Annotated in this window: 15 protein-coding genes and 2 pseudogenes; 9 read left to right on the top strand and 8 right to left on the bottom strand. The window is 40.0% G+C overall.

The window, feature by feature from the left end; all coding sequences use genetic code 11:
- Positions 1-81 precede the first annotated feature (81 nt).
- The 3 genes from ACYQ03_RS05175 to ACYQ03_RS05165 all read left to right on the top strand — a co-directional run bounded on the left by ACYQ03_RS05175 (position 82) and on the right by ACYQ03_RS05165 (position 2,946).
- Complete coding sequence (locus ACYQ03_RS05175; RefSeq protein WP_459908116.1) at positions 82-1,281, top strand: NAD(P)/FAD-dependent oxidoreductase; 1,200 nt, start codon at positions 82-84, stop codon at positions 1,279-1,281.
- Positions 1,282-1,434: 153 nt separating this feature from the next.
- Positions 1,435-2,583 carry a selenoprotein TsoY gene (gene tsoY / locus ACYQ03_RS05170; protein WP_459908115.1) on the top strand — a complete coding sequence of 383 codons (1,149 nt, stop codon included), beginning with the start codon at positions 1,435-1,437 and terminating at the stop codon, positions 2,581-2,583.
- Between the two features lie 30 nt (positions 2,584-2,613).
- Positions 2,614-2,946, top strand: a complete 333-nt coding sequence (locus ACYQ03_RS05165) for a CGGC domain-containing protein (protein WP_459908114.1) — start codon at positions 2,614-2,616, stop codon at positions 2,944-2,946.
- A 578-nt stretch (positions 2,947-3,524) separates the two neighbouring features.
- Here the strand turns inward: ACYQ03_RS05165 and ACYQ03_RS05160 are convergent.
- From ACYQ03_RS05160 to ACYQ03_RS05140, 5 genes and pseudogenes are all read right to left on the bottom strand, one after another.
- Complete coding sequence (locus tag ACYQ03_RS05160) at positions 3,525-3,647, bottom strand: hypothetical protein (RefSeq protein ID WP_459908113.1); 123 nt, start codon at positions 3,645-3,647, stop codon at positions 3,525-3,527.
- 220 nt (positions 3,648-3,867) lie between these two features.
- Positions 3,868-4,701 (bottom strand): cysteine desulfurase family protein, encoded by an 834-nt coding sequence (locus tag ACYQ03_RS05155; RefSeq protein WP_459908111.1) that lies wholly within the window; start codon positions 4,699-4,701, stop codon positions 3,868-3,870.
- Between the two features lie 212 nt (positions 4,702-4,913).
- Positions 4,914-5,222, bottom strand: a complete 309-nt coding sequence (locus tag ACYQ03_RS05150; RefSeq protein ID WP_459908110.1) for a J domain-containing protein — start codon at positions 5,220-5,222, stop codon at positions 4,914-4,916.
- Between the two features lie 2 nt (positions 5,223-5,224).
- Entirely contained in the window at positions 5,225-6,259 is a 1,035-nt protein-coding gene (selD, locus tag ACYQ03_RS05145) for a selenide, water dikinase SelD (RefSeq protein WP_459908108.1), read from the bottom strand.
- 76 nt (positions 6,260-6,335) lie between these two features.
- Positions 6,336-6,883, bottom strand: a pseudogene (locus ACYQ03_RS05140) (NAD(P)/FAD-dependent oxidoreductase); the annotation flags it as partial.
- 99 nt (positions 6,884-6,982) lie between these two features.
- Between ACYQ03_RS05140 and ACYQ03_RS05135 the strand changes: the two are divergent.
- Both ACYQ03_RS05135 and ACYQ03_RS05130 read left to right on the top strand, forming a co-directional pair.
- The gene (locus ACYQ03_RS05135) at positions 6,983-7,861 is read left to right on the top strand and encodes a LysR family transcriptional regulator (RefSeq protein WP_459908107.1); all 879 of its coding nucleotides are present in this window, start codon (positions 6,983-6,985) and stop codon (positions 7,859-7,861) included.
- A 157-nt stretch (positions 7,862-8,018) separates the two neighbouring features.
- Positions 8,019-8,222 (top strand): annotated as a pseudogene (locus tag ACYQ03_RS05130) (recombinase family protein); the annotation flags it as partial.
- 109 nt (positions 8,223-8,331) lie between these two features.
- Here ACYQ03_RS05130 and ACYQ03_RS05125 read toward each other — a convergent pair.
- The 3 genes from ACYQ03_RS05125 to cysK all read right to left on the bottom strand — a co-directional run bounded on the left by ACYQ03_RS05125 (position 8,332) and on the right by cysK (position 11,543).
- Positions 8,332-9,888: an NAD(P)H-hydrate dehydratase gene (locus ACYQ03_RS05125; RefSeq protein WP_459908105.1), complete on the bottom strand. Its 1,557-nt coding sequence runs from the start codon at positions 9,886-9,888 to the stop codon at positions 8,332-8,334.
- A gap of 6 nt (positions 9,889-9,894) precedes the next feature.
- Positions 9,895-10,272 (bottom strand): holo-ACP synthase, encoded by a 378-nt coding sequence (gene acpS / locus ACYQ03_RS05120; RefSeq protein WP_459908765.1) that lies wholly within the window; start codon positions 10,270-10,272, stop codon positions 9,895-9,897.
- Positions 10,273-10,586: 314 nt separating this feature from the next.
- Positions 10,587-11,543 (bottom strand): cysteine synthase A, encoded by a 957-nt coding sequence (gene cysK / locus ACYQ03_RS05115; RefSeq protein ID WP_459908103.1) that lies wholly within the window; start codon positions 11,541-11,543, stop codon positions 10,587-10,589.
- A gap of 793 nt (positions 11,544-12,336) precedes the next feature.
- Here cysK and ACYQ03_RS05110 point away from each other — a divergent pair.
- The 4 genes from ACYQ03_RS05110 to ACYQ03_RS05095 all read left to right on the top strand — a co-directional run bounded on the left by ACYQ03_RS05110 (position 12,337) and on the right by ACYQ03_RS05095 (position 16,833).
- A complete protein-coding gene (locus ACYQ03_RS05110) occupies positions 12,337-13,008 on the top strand; it encodes a response regulator transcription factor (RefSeq protein WP_459908101.1) in 672 nt (223 codons plus the stop codon).
- A gap of 1 nt (position 13,009) precedes the next feature.
- Positions 13,010-14,020, top strand: a complete 1,011-nt coding sequence (locus ACYQ03_RS05105) for a sensor histidine kinase (protein WP_459908100.1) — start codon at positions 13,010-13,012, stop codon at positions 14,018-14,020.
- A gap of 112 nt (positions 14,021-14,132) precedes the next feature.
- Positions 14,133-14,900 (top strand): ABC transporter ATP-binding protein, encoded by a 768-nt coding sequence (locus ACYQ03_RS05100; RefSeq protein ID WP_459908098.1) that lies wholly within the window; start codon positions 14,133-14,135, stop codon positions 14,898-14,900.
- Entirely contained in the window at positions 14,893-16,833 is a 1,941-nt protein-coding gene (locus ACYQ03_RS05095; protein WP_459908096.1) for an ABC transporter permease, read from the top strand. Before ACYQ03_RS05100 ends, ACYQ03_RS05095 begins: the two co-directional genes overlap by 8 nt.
- Positions 16,834-16,905: the final 72 nt, after the last annotated feature.

Genomic DNA, 16,905 nt, shown 5'->3' with positions numbered 1-16,905 from the left:
GCTGATAACTTAGTCACTAGGCCTCTGATAAAAAATGAAAGAAACGATGATTTAATATGAATACTACTTGGGAGGAAGTCAATGTCAAACATTGTTATTATTGGCGGTTCCTTTGGTGGGATTACAACCGCTATGCAACTAAAACGTTTACTTGGTCATAATCACACCATTACCGTGATTTCAGATAATGATAATTTTGTTTTCTTGCCTTCCCTACACTGGGTTGCACTTGGGTGGAGATCGGCTAAAGATATCACCGTAGACTTAAAAAAACTGTTACCGTCTAAGAAAATAAATTTTATGCATAGCCCCGCTAAGTTTATTGATACAGACAAGCAGAGTGTAATTACTGACAAAGGTATTGTTCCTTACGACTATCTAGTAATAGCAACAGGTCCACACCTGGACTTTAAAGCTATACCGGGCCTGGGCCCGGAAAAAGGTTATACCGAGTCAATTTTTACTCTTGGACATGCAGAAAAAGCTTACCTTTCATGGCAGAAGTATTTAGAAACAGGAGGCCCCATCGTAATTGGTGCCACCCAGGGTGTAAGCTGCTTTGGCCCGGCCTATGAACTTATACTTGATATAGACCATCAACTTAGAAAGCTGGGTAAGAGAAGCAAAACCTCGCTTAGTTTTGTTACTTCAGAGCCATATTTAAGTCATTTTGGCTTAGGTGGTGTTGGCAAATCTCGCCGAATGATGGAAGACGAGTTTGCAGAGCGGGATATAAAGGTAGTATGTAATGCTGTTATAGAAAAATTTCTGCCTGGCCGGGTAAAGCTAATGGATAAAACAGAACTACCTTATAATTTTGCCATGTTTGCCCCACCATTTAGAGGAGTAGATGTGGTAGTGGATTCCGCATTAGGAAACCCTAAAGGATGGTTAAGTGTGGATGAGTATTACCGCCACCGCAAATATCAAAACATTTACGGAGTCGGGGTAGCTTTGGAGCTTAACCCGCCAGAGAGTACCCCCATACCCACCGGCGTACCAAAGACTGGAAGTATGACTTGTGCTGTGGCAAAAATTGTTGCAAAAAATATAAAATGCGACATCAAAGGTGGCACAAAAGTTAGTCTGCCCTTTAATGAAGTGGGGGTTACTTGTTGTGTAGATATGGGTAATACAGCAGCCTTAATGGCTGCGAAGCCTGCCCTACCTCCAAGGCAAACAATATTTCTAAAGAAAAAATTTTGGGTTCGCTGGATGAAATTTGCTTTTGAACGTTACTTTATATCAAAGACAAAGGCAGGGGCAAGTTACCTGCCTTAAATAGATGCATTATGTTGTTTAGATTATTTACATAATTAATATTAATGGCAAGTTAATTTAAATAAAAACAATAAGGGGGGTAACTATGAGGGGTGTCATATAAAAAGCTAAATAACGTTCTCTGACTGATTACTTAGTAAAGGAGACATATTGATGACATTTACACCACTTAAATTTCAGTTGCCCATTGCAGCGGGCGGGATTGCCTTGATGGCTTATAATTTCCTACTATATGCTGTGCCCCATAAGAGTAAAATGGTAACAATATTAGATATGCCAATGGCTAATTTAACATTAGGGCAAACAGCACTATACTATCCTTTGATAGTTATTATGTTAGCAATGATTGCTATCAACCTATTATCTACCGGTGTTTTTTTAAAGGAGCTAGTGCAATGGCTTCTGACTAAAAATCAATTTAATGATTTTATGAATGGTCTACCGACAGCAGCTGTAGCTATTTTTATACCTATTGCTTCTCTGTCTATGACAGCAAATGTTATTTGGGGCCCGTTGGCTTTTTTTGTTCCTGGCATAGTAGATAACATGCAAGCAATGATGTTGCCTGCTTTAATTTTCTATGGCTTTCTTTGGCTAATGCTTTTTATGCTAGAATTTAAGCTGCTTAAAGTTTGGTTAACACAGTCACTGGATTCAACTAAACTACATTTTGTGTGGTTGCTTGATGTTTTTTCATTTGGCTTAGTTAATTTAACCGGTACTGGTATTGCCGCTATGGCAAGTGATAAGATGATCTCATCTATAGCAGCTTTTGCGTCACTTTTTGCTTTAACTGCAGGAATATTCCTATGTATTATTAAACTTGCTTATTTGTTCTACCTGCAGATTAAATCTAGCAGTTTACCACCAAAACCTGTACAGCCTAGTTTCTTTATTTTAATTCCAATTACTTGTTTATTTAGTTATAGCTTTTACAGACTTACACTTTATTTGAAAACATATTTCGCAATTAATGTAGATGTATTATCCTTCATCTTTATTAACTTCTCCTATGTCATAACAATAAGCTGGGGTATCTTTTGTTTATACTTACTTAATGATTACTTTAAAAACTATTTCTACAAAAGTGAGTTTGCTGCACCCCAATGGGCCATGATATGAGCCTTTGTTGGCTCCCAAGTTTTGGGGGTTAATGTTTACGGAATTTATTATCCAAGCTTCGTACTTACAGTTTTAAACTATGTAAGTATTATATTTGCATCAACTATCTTTATCATTATTACAAAAAAATTTTTTACAGCAGAACAAAAATATAAAAGTGTTATTTTAAGCCAGGGTTAACTGGTGAACTTATAAGGGAGGGTGATGTAAATGTTAAAAGTAGGAATTATCCGTTGTCAACAGACCGAGGATATGTGTCCTGGTAACACTGATTTTAAGGTTGCTAAAGAAGGTAAATTTGCCTTTGAAGAAACAGGACCTGTTGACGTTGTTGGTTTTGTAACTTGTGGTGGATGTCCAGGAAAAAGAGCAGTAGCAAGAGCAAAGTTGATGGTCGATAGAGGTGCAGAGGCAATAGCTTTTGCTTCCTGTATTACTAAGGGAAATCCAATAGGATTTCCTTGCCCGCACTATCCAAAAATAAAAGAGGCAATTTTAAAAAAAGTTGGGGAAAATATCAAGATAATAGAATGGACACATTAAATAATCAGGTGTATGGATTAAAACGATAAAAAGGATCGTTTATAATAGCGATCCTTTTTTGCGTCCTAGGATTACTAGAAAATGTATAGAAAATCTGATAAAATTATAAAAACATAGGGTTATTTAAAGGGGGAAAGTAGATGGCCCTCTGCCAGGTTTCGTTGGTAAATCCGGCATTATGAAGTAGCAAAAACATTTCCTTTGATCCGAGGAATCGAGCCTGGCTGTACATAGATGGCTTTCCCTTAGCTCTAAATTTCCTTAACATCGTCCAAGGGCTGCAGCGATTGAGAAAGGCTAAGATTAAATGTCCTTGTGGCCTTAAAACACGATAAATTTCTTTTATACTACACTGGCCGAAGGCAACAATCCAAGACATAGAGGAGCTAAGGAGGCTGTTATTCTCCGATTATTAAACATGCGGTCTAACGACTGCTGTGCAAGGTTAAGGCTTCCGCGCTTTTCTAACATGCGTTGCAGGAAAGTGATAAGATAAAACACGAGTAATCACGAGTAATATTGAGATTGTGTTCCAACTTATTGCTGCATTTAGCAGTGTTGAGAAGAAGGTTTTTATACTAATCTGAAACAAAAAAGCGGTAGCAATTGTCCCTGCAATCATAGATAAGTACAAAGGCTTTTTTAGTTTCAAAACAATAACAATAACGAAAAATGCTGCAAAGTAGCTTAACAATTTCCATAACATTCCCCCTGGGTTAACATAACTTGTCGAAGCATAACCTCTACTAAGTCGTTTTGCATCAGACATTTTTCAAATAACAATAGCATTTTCGTTGTTTCAACAATAATGTCTCGTTTGCTCACCAATTAATCAGTCAATGCTCCTGCCCTTCACTGTGATACAAAAATACCCCCATAAAGACACAGACAATCGCATTAAGCTCCTATCATCTGTGCCTATTAGATGGAGGCAGTGCGGCAACGCCACTTCATTAAATAGTCGGTTAGTAGCTTAAGGTCGCTGGTAGTAAGTGCTGTTTTTGCAATCTGACATGCTTGGCCTAGTGCAACATCCAGAACTACATTCTCGGTACCTGCACGCTGTCCAAATTCGTGGCTGGCACCATGAATCAGCGGCTCAATCGCAGTTCCTTTTCTGATATACAGGGCACCCACTCCTTTGGGAGCATAGAGCTTATGTCCGGCTATGGATAGAAAATCAACTCCAAGTTCGTCTACATGCGTAGGAATTTTGGCCACAGACTGAGCTGCATCAGTATGGAACAGGACTTTGTGCTTGCGACAAATCTTTGCAAGGTCTGCAATGGGTTGAATGGTTCCGGTTTCATTATTGGCATGCATCACGGTGACCAATATCGTTCGTTCTGTTAGTAACTCCTCCAAAGCCGTTGCATCCACCATTCCATATTCGTCCACAGGCAGGTAAGAAATTTGATAGCCAAGTCGCTCCAAATATTTACAGGGATTTAACACGGCAGGATGTTCAATCGGTGATGTGATGATATGGTCTCCTTTGTGTCGATAAGTATGGGCGACACCTTTGATCACCATATTGTTAGCTTCACTGCCACCGCTAGTAAAAACGATTTCTTGGGGATGACACTGCAAAAGATCGGCAACCTGTGCTCTTGCCTGTTCTATCGCTTGTTTGGAATACAGCCCTAGAGGATAGCAGCTAGATGGGTTTCCATACATTTCATAGATATAGGGAAGCATCGCTTCCGCAACGCTCTTATCAATAGGCGTTGTCGCATTGTAGTCCAAATATATCACCGAAAACCATCCTTTCGTTTTTTCCCAACAATTTGTATCGCAATATGATTATAGAGACGAAACTAAAACACGAAGGTGATTAATAAAAACAACGATGAGCTATCGTAATATAAAGGCTATCTTATCGTGTTTTTACTAGTCCTTTTTCCGTACAGAAATAGTAAAAAGATACTGGGCTAAGTATATAATCCTGGCCCAGTATCTTTTTTTGATCAAATAAGGTCACCAAACCTTTCTTTCCACCACTCCCAATATGCTTTGTCATCAAGCGGCGGCTCCTCTGCAGTTCTATCAACGTTTTTATCTATAGTGTACCTGTTTCGATTTCTGTCTTTGGTCAGTATTTCATAGGCTTCTGAAATAAATTTAAAGTTTTCGCTTATACTAGAATCACCGCCGTTTAGGTCCGGGTGATATTTTTTAGCTAATCGTCTATAAGCAGACCGAATATCCTCTATACCCGCTTCCTCTGAAACACCAAGTAACTTTCTAGCTCGTTTTTTTAATTCCAATGAATTCATTATCAAACCACCACGCTAATTTGACCCGGCCCTTCAACTACTTCTCCGATTTCTGCGACAGTTATGACATCTTCTTTACTTTGTAAGGCTTTAAGCAATTTATCTTTATTTTCTTGAGGAACTGCCATCAGCAGACCTCCCGAAGTCTGCGGGTCACATAAAATAAGTTTTATTTCCTTGGACAGTTTAGGGTCCCATTTAACCAGATCACGTAAATAACGATAATTATTATGCGTTCCCACTGCCACTGCCCCAGCTTGTACTAATTCTTCAGTTTCAGGAATGACAGGTACTTTAGAAGCAGTCACACGTGCCCTAGCCTTACTGGCAATGAGTATCTCCCGTAAGTGACCCAACAGCCCAAAACCAGTCACATCTGTGCAGGCATTTACTCCTACTTCCTGCATAACCTCAGCGGCTTGTTTGTTTAATGTAGTCATTTGTTTTATAACTCGTTCCGTTAGCTCATAATTAACCAGCTTACGGTCTATACCGGTTGTGATTACTCCAATACCTAACGGTTTAGTTAATATTAGGGCATCTCCTGGTTTAGCTCCTTTTTTGCTAATCATTCGGTTCGGATTAACAAAGCCGGTTACCACCAAGCCGTATTTTGGGGCATGATCAGTAATAGAGTGACCGCCGATAACGGCAATACCAGCTTCTGCAGCTTTGTCTGCACCACCCTTTAAAATTTCTCCCAGAATGCTTAGAGGCAGGGATTGGTTAGGATAGCCTACAATATTTAGGGCAAAAGCAGGTGTGGCCCCCATTGCATAAATGTCACTAATGGAATTGGCTGCAGCAATCATGCCAAATTGATAAGGGTCGTCCACTACTGGAGTGATATAATCCACCGTCTGAACCACAGCCAATTCATTGCTTATCTGATAGACAGCGGCATTATCCTCCCGTCCAGCAAGTACCTTGGGGTCAACCACCTTGGGCAATCCGGATAGAAGTTCCATTAGGTCCGACGGACCTATTTTACATGCTCAGCCGGAGCCAGGTGAATATGAAGTAAGATTAATGTTCACGATGTCAAAATTCCTTTCTTAGCAGGTAGCTATAGCAAAAGGGACACTTACTTAAACAGCGAATTTATCCTAATCCTTATTTGATGTCAGCAAGATATTTCTCTACTTCCATCGCAGCTATGGCACCATCTGCCACCGCTGTAACCACTTGACGCAACGACTTAACCCGAACATCTCCCGCGGCATACAGTCCCTTTACCCCAGTGGTCATCCGGTCATCGGTGATAATATACTCTCTGTCATCTACCCTAACCAAATCTTTCACCAGATCTGTGTTGCACGGGTACCCACGTAGATAAATACCCCATCCACCGGAATTTCCTTTGTTTCATCTGTTCGCACATCTTTAATCTGCACTGCTTCTACTCGGTCTTGACCAAGAACCCCTTCTACCGTGGAATGCCAGACGAATTCAATCTTGTCGTTCTCAAAGGCCCTGTTCTGGATTAATTTAGTGGCCCGGAGTTCGCCTCTACGGTGAATAACATAGACCTTAGCCGCAAACTTCGTTAAAAACAGCGCCTCTTCCACGGCTGCATCGCCGCCTCCTACTACTGCCACAACCCGGTCTCTAAAGAAAGCGCCGTCACAGGTAGCGCAGTAGGATACCCCTCGACCGTGGAATTAAATAAACTCATGTTTACAGCTTATCATTATATTTTGTATAATACAAATAAATTGTTTGCATTGGTTCTATGCATTTTTGTTATGGATGGTGATTTGTTGACTGCTATAATTTTGAACCACCTTTTGGTTTTCCATTCGGTGGCTAGACATTTAAGCTATTCCAAGGCTGGAGAAGAACTTAACCTAAGCCAACCAGCAGTGTCACGGCAAATTTCCTCCCTAGAAAAAGGATTGGGACTAGATTTATTTACCCAACGTGGTCGTCAGGTGGTGCTAACCGATGCTGGTCGGTCTCTCTATGATTATGCAGATCGCATCATGGGTCTGGCCCAGCAGGCAGGCCGAGCACTGACCCAGTACCACGATTTGGAGCGGGGGGAAGTCCGCCTGGGGGTGAGCCCAGTGGTTGGTTGCTACTTGCTGCCTTCAATTTTGAAAGAATTCTATAACCGTTTTCCTAACATTAAAGTTTCATTACAACTAGATTGTGGACAAAAGTTGATTAAGGGTATCGAGGAAGGGGAACTTGACCTAGCCTTGGCTGTGGGACCGTTGGCATGCGACAACATACATTTGGAGAGATATGCCCAGGATGACCTGGTTTTGGTTTGTCCCCCTGGTGCAGATTCCCCTATGCTTAAGGAAATCCTTATTAATTATCCATTGATTACTAGAGAAAAGCTCTCTTCTACTAGAGTTATTATAGAAGATCATCTAGCTAAGTACGCCATTAAAACTAAATCAATTATGGAGATTCCTGATACCGCAGTAATTAAGAAGCTGGTAATGACCGGGATTGGCGTTGCTTTTCTACCTGAACGGGCTGTGGAAACAGAATTAGTCTCAGGTACTCTACAGACCGTTAAAGGGGCGGCAACTGTTATAAACCGCTGGGTATATTTGGTGACGTCTAAAGATCAGCACTACTGCCCAACCCTTTTGGCCTTTATGAACTTTGTAAGAAAATATCAATAAAAATGGTTGAGTCACCCTAGCTACTTCAGTCATAACGGATGCAGAAAAAACTTTCTAATAAAAAACGAAATCCGGCACAGCAGTGCCGGACTTTTTCTGTGTTCATCTGAATGAAAATTTGGTTAACACTAGCTTAAAATAACTCCCCCTACTATATACCCTATATATTGAGAGTGTAAGTAGATTGGCAAGAAGTACACAGGATTTATTAAATATAGTGGAATGTTTGAAACAAAAGGTTGTTGCTATTGTAAGCCTTAAAGAAAATATTGATACAAATACTCCTCAAGGGAAATTTATACTGACTATTTTTGCTGCATTGGCAGAGCTTGAAAGAGAAAATACATTACAGCGACAGAGGTAAGGCATTGAAGCTTCTAAATTGAAAGGGAAACGTTTTGGTAGGCCGATTTATAGAAATACCAAAGGGCTTTTGCTATAAGATATTAAGTTAGCCCTGTTACCTCGGTCTAACAATGTTTTTCTATTTCTATAAAGGCAGCCGGCAAAGAATTTACGATATCTCCAGCCAAGGTGCTGGTTTGACTCAACTGTTGAGCTGCCATATCACCTGCGTAGCCATGTAGATAGGCTCCAGTGGCGGCGGCCTGGAAGGTAGTAAACCCTTGGGCCAGCAAACTTGCTATCACCCCGGTCAACACATCACCGCTACCACCAGTAGCCATACCAGGATTCCCGGTGGGATTTATTAGTATCTCTCCTTCTGGGGAAGCAATGATAGTTTTGGCGCCCTTCAGTAAAACAACTGCATGCCACCTTTTTGCTACTGTACTTGCCAGCTCTAACCGCTTTTCCTGCACCTCTGAGGTAGAAAACCCTGATAAACGAGCCATTTCACCAGGGTGTGGTGTCATAATAACCGGAACCTGTAATTTTTCCAATATAGTTGTTTTACCAGCTAAGGCATTTAAGGCATCAGCATCTAATACCACCGGTATGGTCAGCCGTGGCAGCAAATTAAGTACAAATTCTACTGTCTCTGGATGTGTCCCAATACCTGGGCCAAGGGCTAGAACATCTGCAAAGGCACAGGCCTCTAAGACTGGTTCTACTGCAGCAGTTGCCAGGGTTCCTGCCTCGGTTTCGGGCAAGCCTTTAGTCATTGCCTCATCAGAGCCTGCAGCCGCTAACGGCTGAATACTTTGCGGTACACCAAGGGTAACCAAGCCAACACCGCTCCTCAGAGCTCCTCGAACTGCCATTCGAGCAGCCCCACACATGTTTCTTGAACCAGCCACAATAAATACATGCCCATAGCTTCCCTTGTGGCTGTCCTGTTTTCTTGGTTTAAACCATTGGGAAATCAACTGTCTTGTAAGTAATTGCCTGGGTATATTTTTATTTTCTAGCAGTTCCTTTGGTAAGGAAATATCTACAACATGCAGTTTGCCGGCAATTGATGCGCCTGGTTCTAACACCAAGCCCAGTTTTGGCAGGCCAAAGGTTACTGTGTGATCTGCTCTAAGACAAGGTCCCTGGGCTTTGCCACTATCGGCCTCTAGGCCTGAGGGAATATCCACTGCCAGTACCATTACTTGGCTAGCGTTGATCAGGTTAATTACCCTAGCTACCTTTTCGTTTACTGTGCCATGAAATCCGGTTCCATACATAGCATCAATTAACACATCAGTATTAAGCAAAGCCACTTTAACAATATTAATACCATTGACCTGATTTACTGGATAAACAGGTTGTCCCAGCCTTTGCCATATAGTCAGGTTAACCTTTGCATCCCCCTGAAATTCCTCGGCATCTGCCATTAGTAAAACCTTAACCTTGGCCCCCAGGTTGAATAGATGCCTTGCAATCACGAGTCCGTCTCCACCATTATTCCCTTTTCCTACTAAAATAGTAAACACTTTTTCAGATACCTGGGGCAATAGCTTTTGAATCACTCTAATTACTTGTAACCCTGCATTTTCCATTAGAACAATGCCAGGTATACCATACTCTTGTATAGCCTTTCGGTCAATTTCTCTCATTTCTGCTGCTGTCGCTAAACGCACGGTTATCTATCCTTCCTTTTCTTTACCAACTGCCACCGCAAAGGCCACGGCCCTGCCGCGGTCATGGGAAATACTAACCAAAACCCGGTGTATCCCCTTTTTTTCTGCTATTTCCAGAGCTGGTCCGGAAAATTTAACCTCAGGTTTGCCTAGATAATTGGGTAAAATCTCAATATTGGTCCATCTCATTTCCCTAAGACCAGTCCCCAGGGCCTTTAAAATCGCTTCTTTTGCTGCAAAGCGACCAGCCAAGGAGTGTATTTTACCTTGGCAATGCTCTTGCTCCGCTGGTGTAAAAACTCGATCTAAAAACTGCTGACCAGAACGGCTGACGGCTAACTCAATTCTTTCAATTTCAATAATATCTGTACCGATCCCCTTCATCATACCACCTCCGGGGAATTTTCTTTATACCTCTCTACCTTTATTTCCACACGATCTATCACTGTTCCTTTAGAAAACGGTGGCATGCTTTAGCGTAATAAGCTAAATTTTGTAAATTCCCTAGCCTACAGTCAAACTCTTGATGAATATATACAGCGAGCCATGGCCGTGGGTGATGAGCTAAAGAACCCCAAAGCAGGACATGCACAAAAGCCCAAGGCCCATGGCTCATGGCCCATGCCCTTTCTCAAGGTTTTAAGACTGATGGCTGAAGGCAAATGAGGTTCCTCCTGTGGAAGAACCTCATTGACGTATTATTGATTTGATTGAAAACTCTCCTTTGGTGAATCTTCCTTAAATAAGTCCGTAGACAAATAACGTTCTCCTGTATCTGGCAATAAAACAACCACTATCTTACCCCTATTTTCCAGACGACGTGCCACTTCTAAGGCAGCATACATGGCTGCCCCCGCTGAGATCCCCACCAGAATTCCCTCTTCCCTGGCTAACCTCCGGGCAGTTTCCATTGCCTGGTCACCATCTACCTGAAACACCTCATCTACCATTTCTAGACTTAACACTTCTGGAATAAATCCTGCCCCAATGCCTTGAATGGGATGTGAACCTGGCTTGCCTCCTGATAGCACTGGGGATGCTGAGGGTTCCACTGCCACAGCTTGCAGGGAAGCCTTTTGGCCTTTAAGAAATCTGCTAATCCCGGTAATGGTACCGCCAGTCCCTACTCCGGCGACAAAAATATCAACTTTACCACTGGTATCCTCCCAAATTTCTGGACCAGTAGATTCCCTGTGAGCTGTTGGATTGGCGGGGTTGCCAAACTGTTGTAATATCTTTGCATTACTCATTGTTGCTGCCAATTCCTCGGCCTTGGCAATGGCGCCCTTCATGCCCTCAGAACCTGGGGTTAAGATAATTTCTGCTCCATAGGCCTTTAATAGGCTGCGCCTTTCTTGACTCATGGTTTCTGGCATGGTAAGTATTAGTTTCATTCCCATCGAAGCACAGGTCAGAGCTAAACCTACCCCTGTGTTCCCACTGGTTGGTTCAATTAAAACTGTATCTTTGTTGATAGCTCCACTCCCTAAGGCATCGGAAATCATCGCATAGGCGATTCTGTCTTTAACACTACCACCCGGATTAAAAAACTCTACCTTTGCTAGAACCTCAGCCTCTAAACCCTTTGTCATGTTATTTAACCTGACCAACGGCGTATGGCCAATGGTCTCTAAAATACTATTAAAAACCGGCATTTCAACCCCTCCGTTGCTTGTTTTTATACAAAACTATAAACCATAACATAATACAATCGGAACCAAATTATTCTTCATACCTTGGCATCCCTAATATAAAAAAAGGTATCTTTTTCTCTAGTTTATCTTAAACTTTGCCTCTTTGGTATATTTTCTCATTTATTTATTACAAACAAATCGCCACATGTAACAAGATAACAATATTATCCATATCATGGACTAAAGAAAGGACAATCTACGGCTGTGCTGCTAAAATTAACGGCATTCACCACTTCCTCGAAGGTTTGGTGGGATACTTTTAGAAATTTTCTATTTAACAAACATTTTTAGTCTATACCAAAATGCTTGGCGAACATATTAACCCATTAGCTGTAAGTAGTAATATGAAGAAGCGGAACGCATTTGAGAAATGCTAAGGAGAGCTACAATAATTAAAAAGTTAAATAAACTGTAACCAACCTAATGCAACTTCCATATAATGTTTAAAGTTTAAAATTTTACCGGGCCTTGCACTACTCTTAAGCCTAGTCTATATTTAGGGAGGAAATCTCATTGCGTTGGTTGCAGCGAATGTTATTTTTAAGTAAGTTACGTTGGAGTTTATGGTGGCATTGGAATAAGTGGAAAAACAGAAATATAAAAACCAAGTAGGAAATGGCAAAATCCACCTGTTAACTAGGTGGATTTGTTATTGCTTGGAGGTCATTTCCAAACTTAATAAGCAGGAATAGATTTAGTAGAGGGAGTATATAAATTTATGTTACGTTCATAAATAATGAATTGGAGAAAAAATATGTTTAGGGTTTTAATTGTTGAAGATGATATGGTCATTGCAAATGCAATAAATAAATGCTTGATCCAGTGGAATTATGAAACTGAAACCGTAGTTGATTTCAAAGAGGTTATTACCCAGTTTGTGCACTTTGAACCACATCTTGTGCTATTGGATATATCCTTACCCTTTTTCAATGGATATCATTGGTGTACTGAAATACGTAAAATATCAAAGGTCCCGATAATTTTTATATCTTCGATGTCCGACAATATGAATATCGTTATGGCTGTAAACATAGGTGGGGACGACTATATTGCCAAGCCCTTCGACCTCAATATCCTTGTGGCCAAGGTTCAGGCGCTTTTGAGAAGGACATATTCCTTTGGCGGAACTATGAACGTAATCGAACATAACGGTATGGTATTAAACTTGGGTGATGCAACCTTAGAATTTAATAGTGCTAAAATTGAACTGACAAAAAATGAGTTTAAAATTCTCCAAATTTTATTGGAGAACGTTGGAAAAGCCATTTCCCGTGAAGCCATCATGACTAGGCTGTGGGAAAGTGATAGCTATATAGACGATAATACTTTAACTGTTAATATTACTCGATTGAGAAAAAAGCTTTCGGATATGGGACTTAGTAATGTTGTTAAAACGAAAAAAGGACTCGGCTACTTGGTGGAATGATATGAAAGAGAATTCTTTTTTGTGGGTTGCGCTATGTTATCTTAGGAGTCGCAGTGAGGCCATCGGACTAGGTTTTATCTTTTACATAATCTTTCTCGCGGTTTTTTACTTGTATTCCTTGGAATTTGAAGCCCTTACTTATTCTTTCCTTTTATCTGCCTGGATAGCAACAATTTATATGGTTTATGATTTTAATAGATACTATCGAAAACATAACCAGCTAACCAATCTTGCCAAACAAATAAGAGCGAATCTACAAAGTATGCCCTCAACTACCGATTTACTTGAAGCTGATTACCAGGATATTTTGCTAGCAATCTATGCTGAGAAGACAAAAATGATTTCAAAAGCAGATAGCAAGCAAACGGAAATGATAGATTACTTTACCCTTTGGGCCCACCAAATAAAAACACCCATTGCAGCCATGAGATTGTTGGTTCAGTCCGAACCCAGGGAACATAAAGAATTACGAGCACAAATTTTTAAAATTGAGCAGTATGTCGAGATGGTTTTAGGGTACATTAAAATAGATAATTCATCGTCAGATTTAGTACTGGAGAAGTATAATCTTTTGGAACTTGTTAAGCAGGGTATCAGGAAATACGCACATCTATTTATTAAAAAGAATATCATTCTTGACTTACAAGAAAGGGATTGTATTGTACTAACCGATGAAAAGTGGTTGGTTTTTGTAATAGAACAAATACTTTCAAATGCACTAAAATATACAAATGGGGGTAAGATATCAATATACATAGTGGATGAGGAACGAAAGATGTTGGTGATTGAGGATACGGGAATCGGCATTGCCGAAGAGGATTTACCACGAGTGTTTGAAAGGGGCTTCACTGGGTACAACGGGCGGATGGATAAAAAGGCAACAGGTATCGGACTATACCTTTGCAAAAAAATCTTGGATAAACTGTCACATACCATAATCATTACTTCTAAGGTTAACGTTGGGACAAGAGTAGAGATTGATTTTACCCCTACAAAAACTATGTTTGAATAGACCTTACAAAACTGTAAGATTAGAAGAAGAAATGTAAGCCAAAGTTATGGCTGAGCATTTCTTTTTTTCTTATACTCGTGTTATAGCCAAGGTTAGATGAGGAGGAAATAATATGCCATTATTAGAAGTGAAAAACTTAAAGAAGATATACATGTCAAGGTTTGGTGGAAATCAGGTACAGGCCCTCAGTAATGTAACCTTTTCTGTGGAAAAGGGTGAATATGTAGCAATTATGGGGGAATCGGGTTCAGGGAAAACAACGCTACTTAATATTTTGGCAGCATTAGATAAACCCACCAGTGGTGAGGTCTTATTACAGGGTAAAAACATAGTAGCCATCAAAGAAAGTGAGATTACAGCCTTTCGGAGAGATAATTTGGGTTTTGTATTTCAAGATTTTAACTTATTGGATACTTTTTCAATCAAGGACAACATTTTTTTACCGCTGGTTTTGTCTAGAAGGCCCTATAAGGAAATGGAGAAGAGGTTGAACCCTATCGTTGCCAAGCTGGGTATAGAAGACATCTTGGGGAAATTCCCTTATGAGGTATCAGGTGGCCAAAAGCAAAGAGCGGCTGTAGCGAGGGCACTGATCACGTCACCTCACCTAATTTTGGCCGATGAGCCAACAGGAGCCCTTGATTCAAAAGCTACTGATCAGCTCTTGAAGATGTTTGCTAAGATAAATCAGGAAGGTCAAACCATACTGGTAGTAACCCATAGTATTAAGGCGGCAAGTCATGCTGGACGGGTGTTATTTATCAAGGATGGGGAGGTATTTCATCAGCTTTATAGAGGTGCTATGTCTAAGGAGGCGATGTTTGAAAAAATTTCCAATACCCTTACAGTGATCACCACTGGAGGTGGGGCAAATGAATAACCTATTTTCCTTAAGGCTAGCAATAATTAATATTAAAAAGAACAGTAAGACCTATTTACCCTTTATAATCACTTGTATTTGCACTATCATGATGTTTTATATTATGCATGCAATTTCTGTCAACGAGGGGTTAGAGGGTAAAAGTGGCTCTCAGAGTCTAAAAAGCATTCTTCGGCTTGGGACAATTATCATTGGAATTTTTTCGGCTATTTTTCTTTATTATACTAATAGTTTTTTGCTCAAGAGACGAAAAAAAGAAATTGGTTTGTATAATGTATTGGGCCTCGAGAAAAAGCATATTGCAAGGGTGTTGTTATTCGAAAGTATCATTACTTTCCTAATTAGCATAACGTTAGGTATTGTGGGTGGCGTTGTCTTAAACAAATTGATGTTTCTGGTACTCCTTAAGTTGCTTAATTTTGAGGTAGCCTTCGGTTTTTCTTTATCTGTACCTTCGATGCTAAGGACTTTAATTGTTTTTCTGGGCATTTTTTTAGTAATATTGTTATCAAATTTGTTGCAGATTAGAATGCTAAAGCCCATAGATCTACTGAAAGGCTCACAACATGGGGAAAGGGAGCCAAAAACAAAATGGGTTATGACGATTGTTGGTTTGATAGCCCTTGGCACCGGATATGGAATAGCACTGAGTGTTAAGTCACCCCTTGCAGCTTTGAATCAGTTTTTTATTGCTGTTATTTTAGTTATGATTGGAACCTATGCCCTTTTTACAGCAGGAAGTATTGCCCTTTTAAAACTTCTTCGGAAAAACAAAGGGTTTTACTATCAAACCAGACATTTCATTTCCATTTCAGGAATGTTATACAGAATGAAGCAAAATGCAGTGGGACTTGCCAATATCTGTATCCTTAGTACCGCAGTCCTTGTAACCTTTTCCACTACAGTTGCTTTATATGTAGGTGTAGAGGACGCTTTGAAGTCCCGCTTTCCCAGGGATATCGTTATGGTAGCCTCAGATATTACTTCCAGTGAAGCGCAAAAGTTAGAGAAGATTTTAGAGAGCGAAATAAAAAATAACAATTTGACCATAAGAGATAAGTTTAACTACTGGAATATTACTTTTGGTGCTCAGGTCAAAGAGGGTAGGTTCAGCTTAAAGAAGGAAGTTGGTTATAATTCCAACCTGAGTATGCTTACGGCAATTCCTGTTTCAGACTACAATCGCTTAGAAGGAAAGAATGTTTCCCTCTCCGATGATGAGGTGATCATTTTCTCTCCAACAAAGAAATATGGCAAAGATACGATTACTATTGATGAGAAAACCTTTAAGGTCAAGAAAGAACTTGATTCACCTGTCTTGGGAATGGCCAGTGAGACAGATATAGTAGATTCCTATTTGGTGTTTTTAAATGATATAAATCTTACTGAGAACAACGATAAAAGAAAGTATTTAGTTTGTTTCGACATTGAAAGTTCCGATCAAAATATCTTGCTGCTTTCTAAGCATCTAAATCAAAAATTCATGGATAACCAACTAACAGTCCAGATTGAAAGTCCTGTTAGCCACAGACAAGATTTCTATATGATCTATGGTGGATTATTCTTTATTGGAATTTTTCTAGGATCCTTATTTTTGATGGCTACAGTATTAATTATTTATTACAAGCAAATATCAGAAGGGTATGATGACAAGGAACGGTTTGAAATTATGCAAAAAGTGGGTATGACTAAAACTGAAATTAAGGGAACTATAAAAAGTCAAATTTTAACGGTGTTTTTTCTGCCCCTTGCTTCAACGGTGCTTCATATAACCTTTGCCTTCCCTATGATCACTAAGTTACTGGCAGTTCTAAATCTGAAGAATGTAGCATTGTTCCAGTTGTCAACTGTAATGACCATTTTAGTTTTTGCAGTAATCTATTCTGCTATCTATTCCTTAACTGCACGGGAATATTACAAAATCGTAGAATAATTATATACAGCAGGGGTTGGCAACTGCCCAAAATATAGTTCGTAAAAATATTAAATTAATGAAAAATATATA

It is taken from the genome of Desulfotomaculum defluvii, assembly GCF_054657375.1.
Note: the sequence above shows the minus strand (reverse complement) of the source record. Positions and strands in the feature narration are given on the sequence as shown.

Excerpts from the sequence above, each read along its gene's own strand:
- ACYQ03_RS05175 (WP_459908116.1), top strand. The coding sequence starts at position 82 with ATGTCAAACATTGTTATTATTGGCGGTTCCTTTGGTGGGATTACAACC.
- ACYQ03_RS05165 (WP_459908114.1), top strand. The coding sequence starts at position 2,614 with ATGTTAAAAGTAGGAATTATCCGTTGTCAACAGACCGAGGATATGTGT.
- ACYQ03_RS05160 (WP_459908113.1), bottom strand. The coding sequence starts at position 3,647 with ATGGAAATTGTTAAGCTACTTTGCAGCATTTTTCGTTATTGTTATTGT.
- ACYQ03_RS05150 (WP_459908110.1), bottom strand. The coding sequence starts at position 5,222 with ATGAATTCATTGGAATTAAAAAAACGAGCTAGAAAGTTACTTGGTGTT.
- acpS (WP_459908765.1), bottom strand. The coding sequence starts at position 10,272 with ATGAAGGGGATCGGTACAGATATTATTGAAATTGAAAGAATTGAGTTA.
- cysK (WP_459908103.1), bottom strand. The coding sequence starts at position 11,543 with ATGCCGGTTTTTAATAGTATTTTAGAGACCATTGGCCATACGCCGTTG.
- ACYQ03_RS05110 (WP_459908101.1), top strand. The coding sequence starts at position 12,337 with ATGTTTAGGGTTTTAATTGTTGAAGATGATATGGTCATTGCAAATGCA.
- ACYQ03_RS05105 (WP_459908100.1), top strand. The coding sequence starts at position 13,010 with ATGAAAGAGAATTCTTTTTTGTGGGTTGCGCTATGTTATCTTAGGAGT.
- ACYQ03_RS05100 (WP_459908098.1), top strand. The coding sequence starts at position 14,133 with ATGCCATTATTAGAAGTGAAAAACTTAAAGAAGATATACATGTCAAGG.
- ACYQ03_RS05095 (WP_459908096.1), top strand. The coding sequence starts at position 14,893 with ATGAATAACCTATTTTCCTTAAGGCTAGCAATAATTAATATTAAAAAG.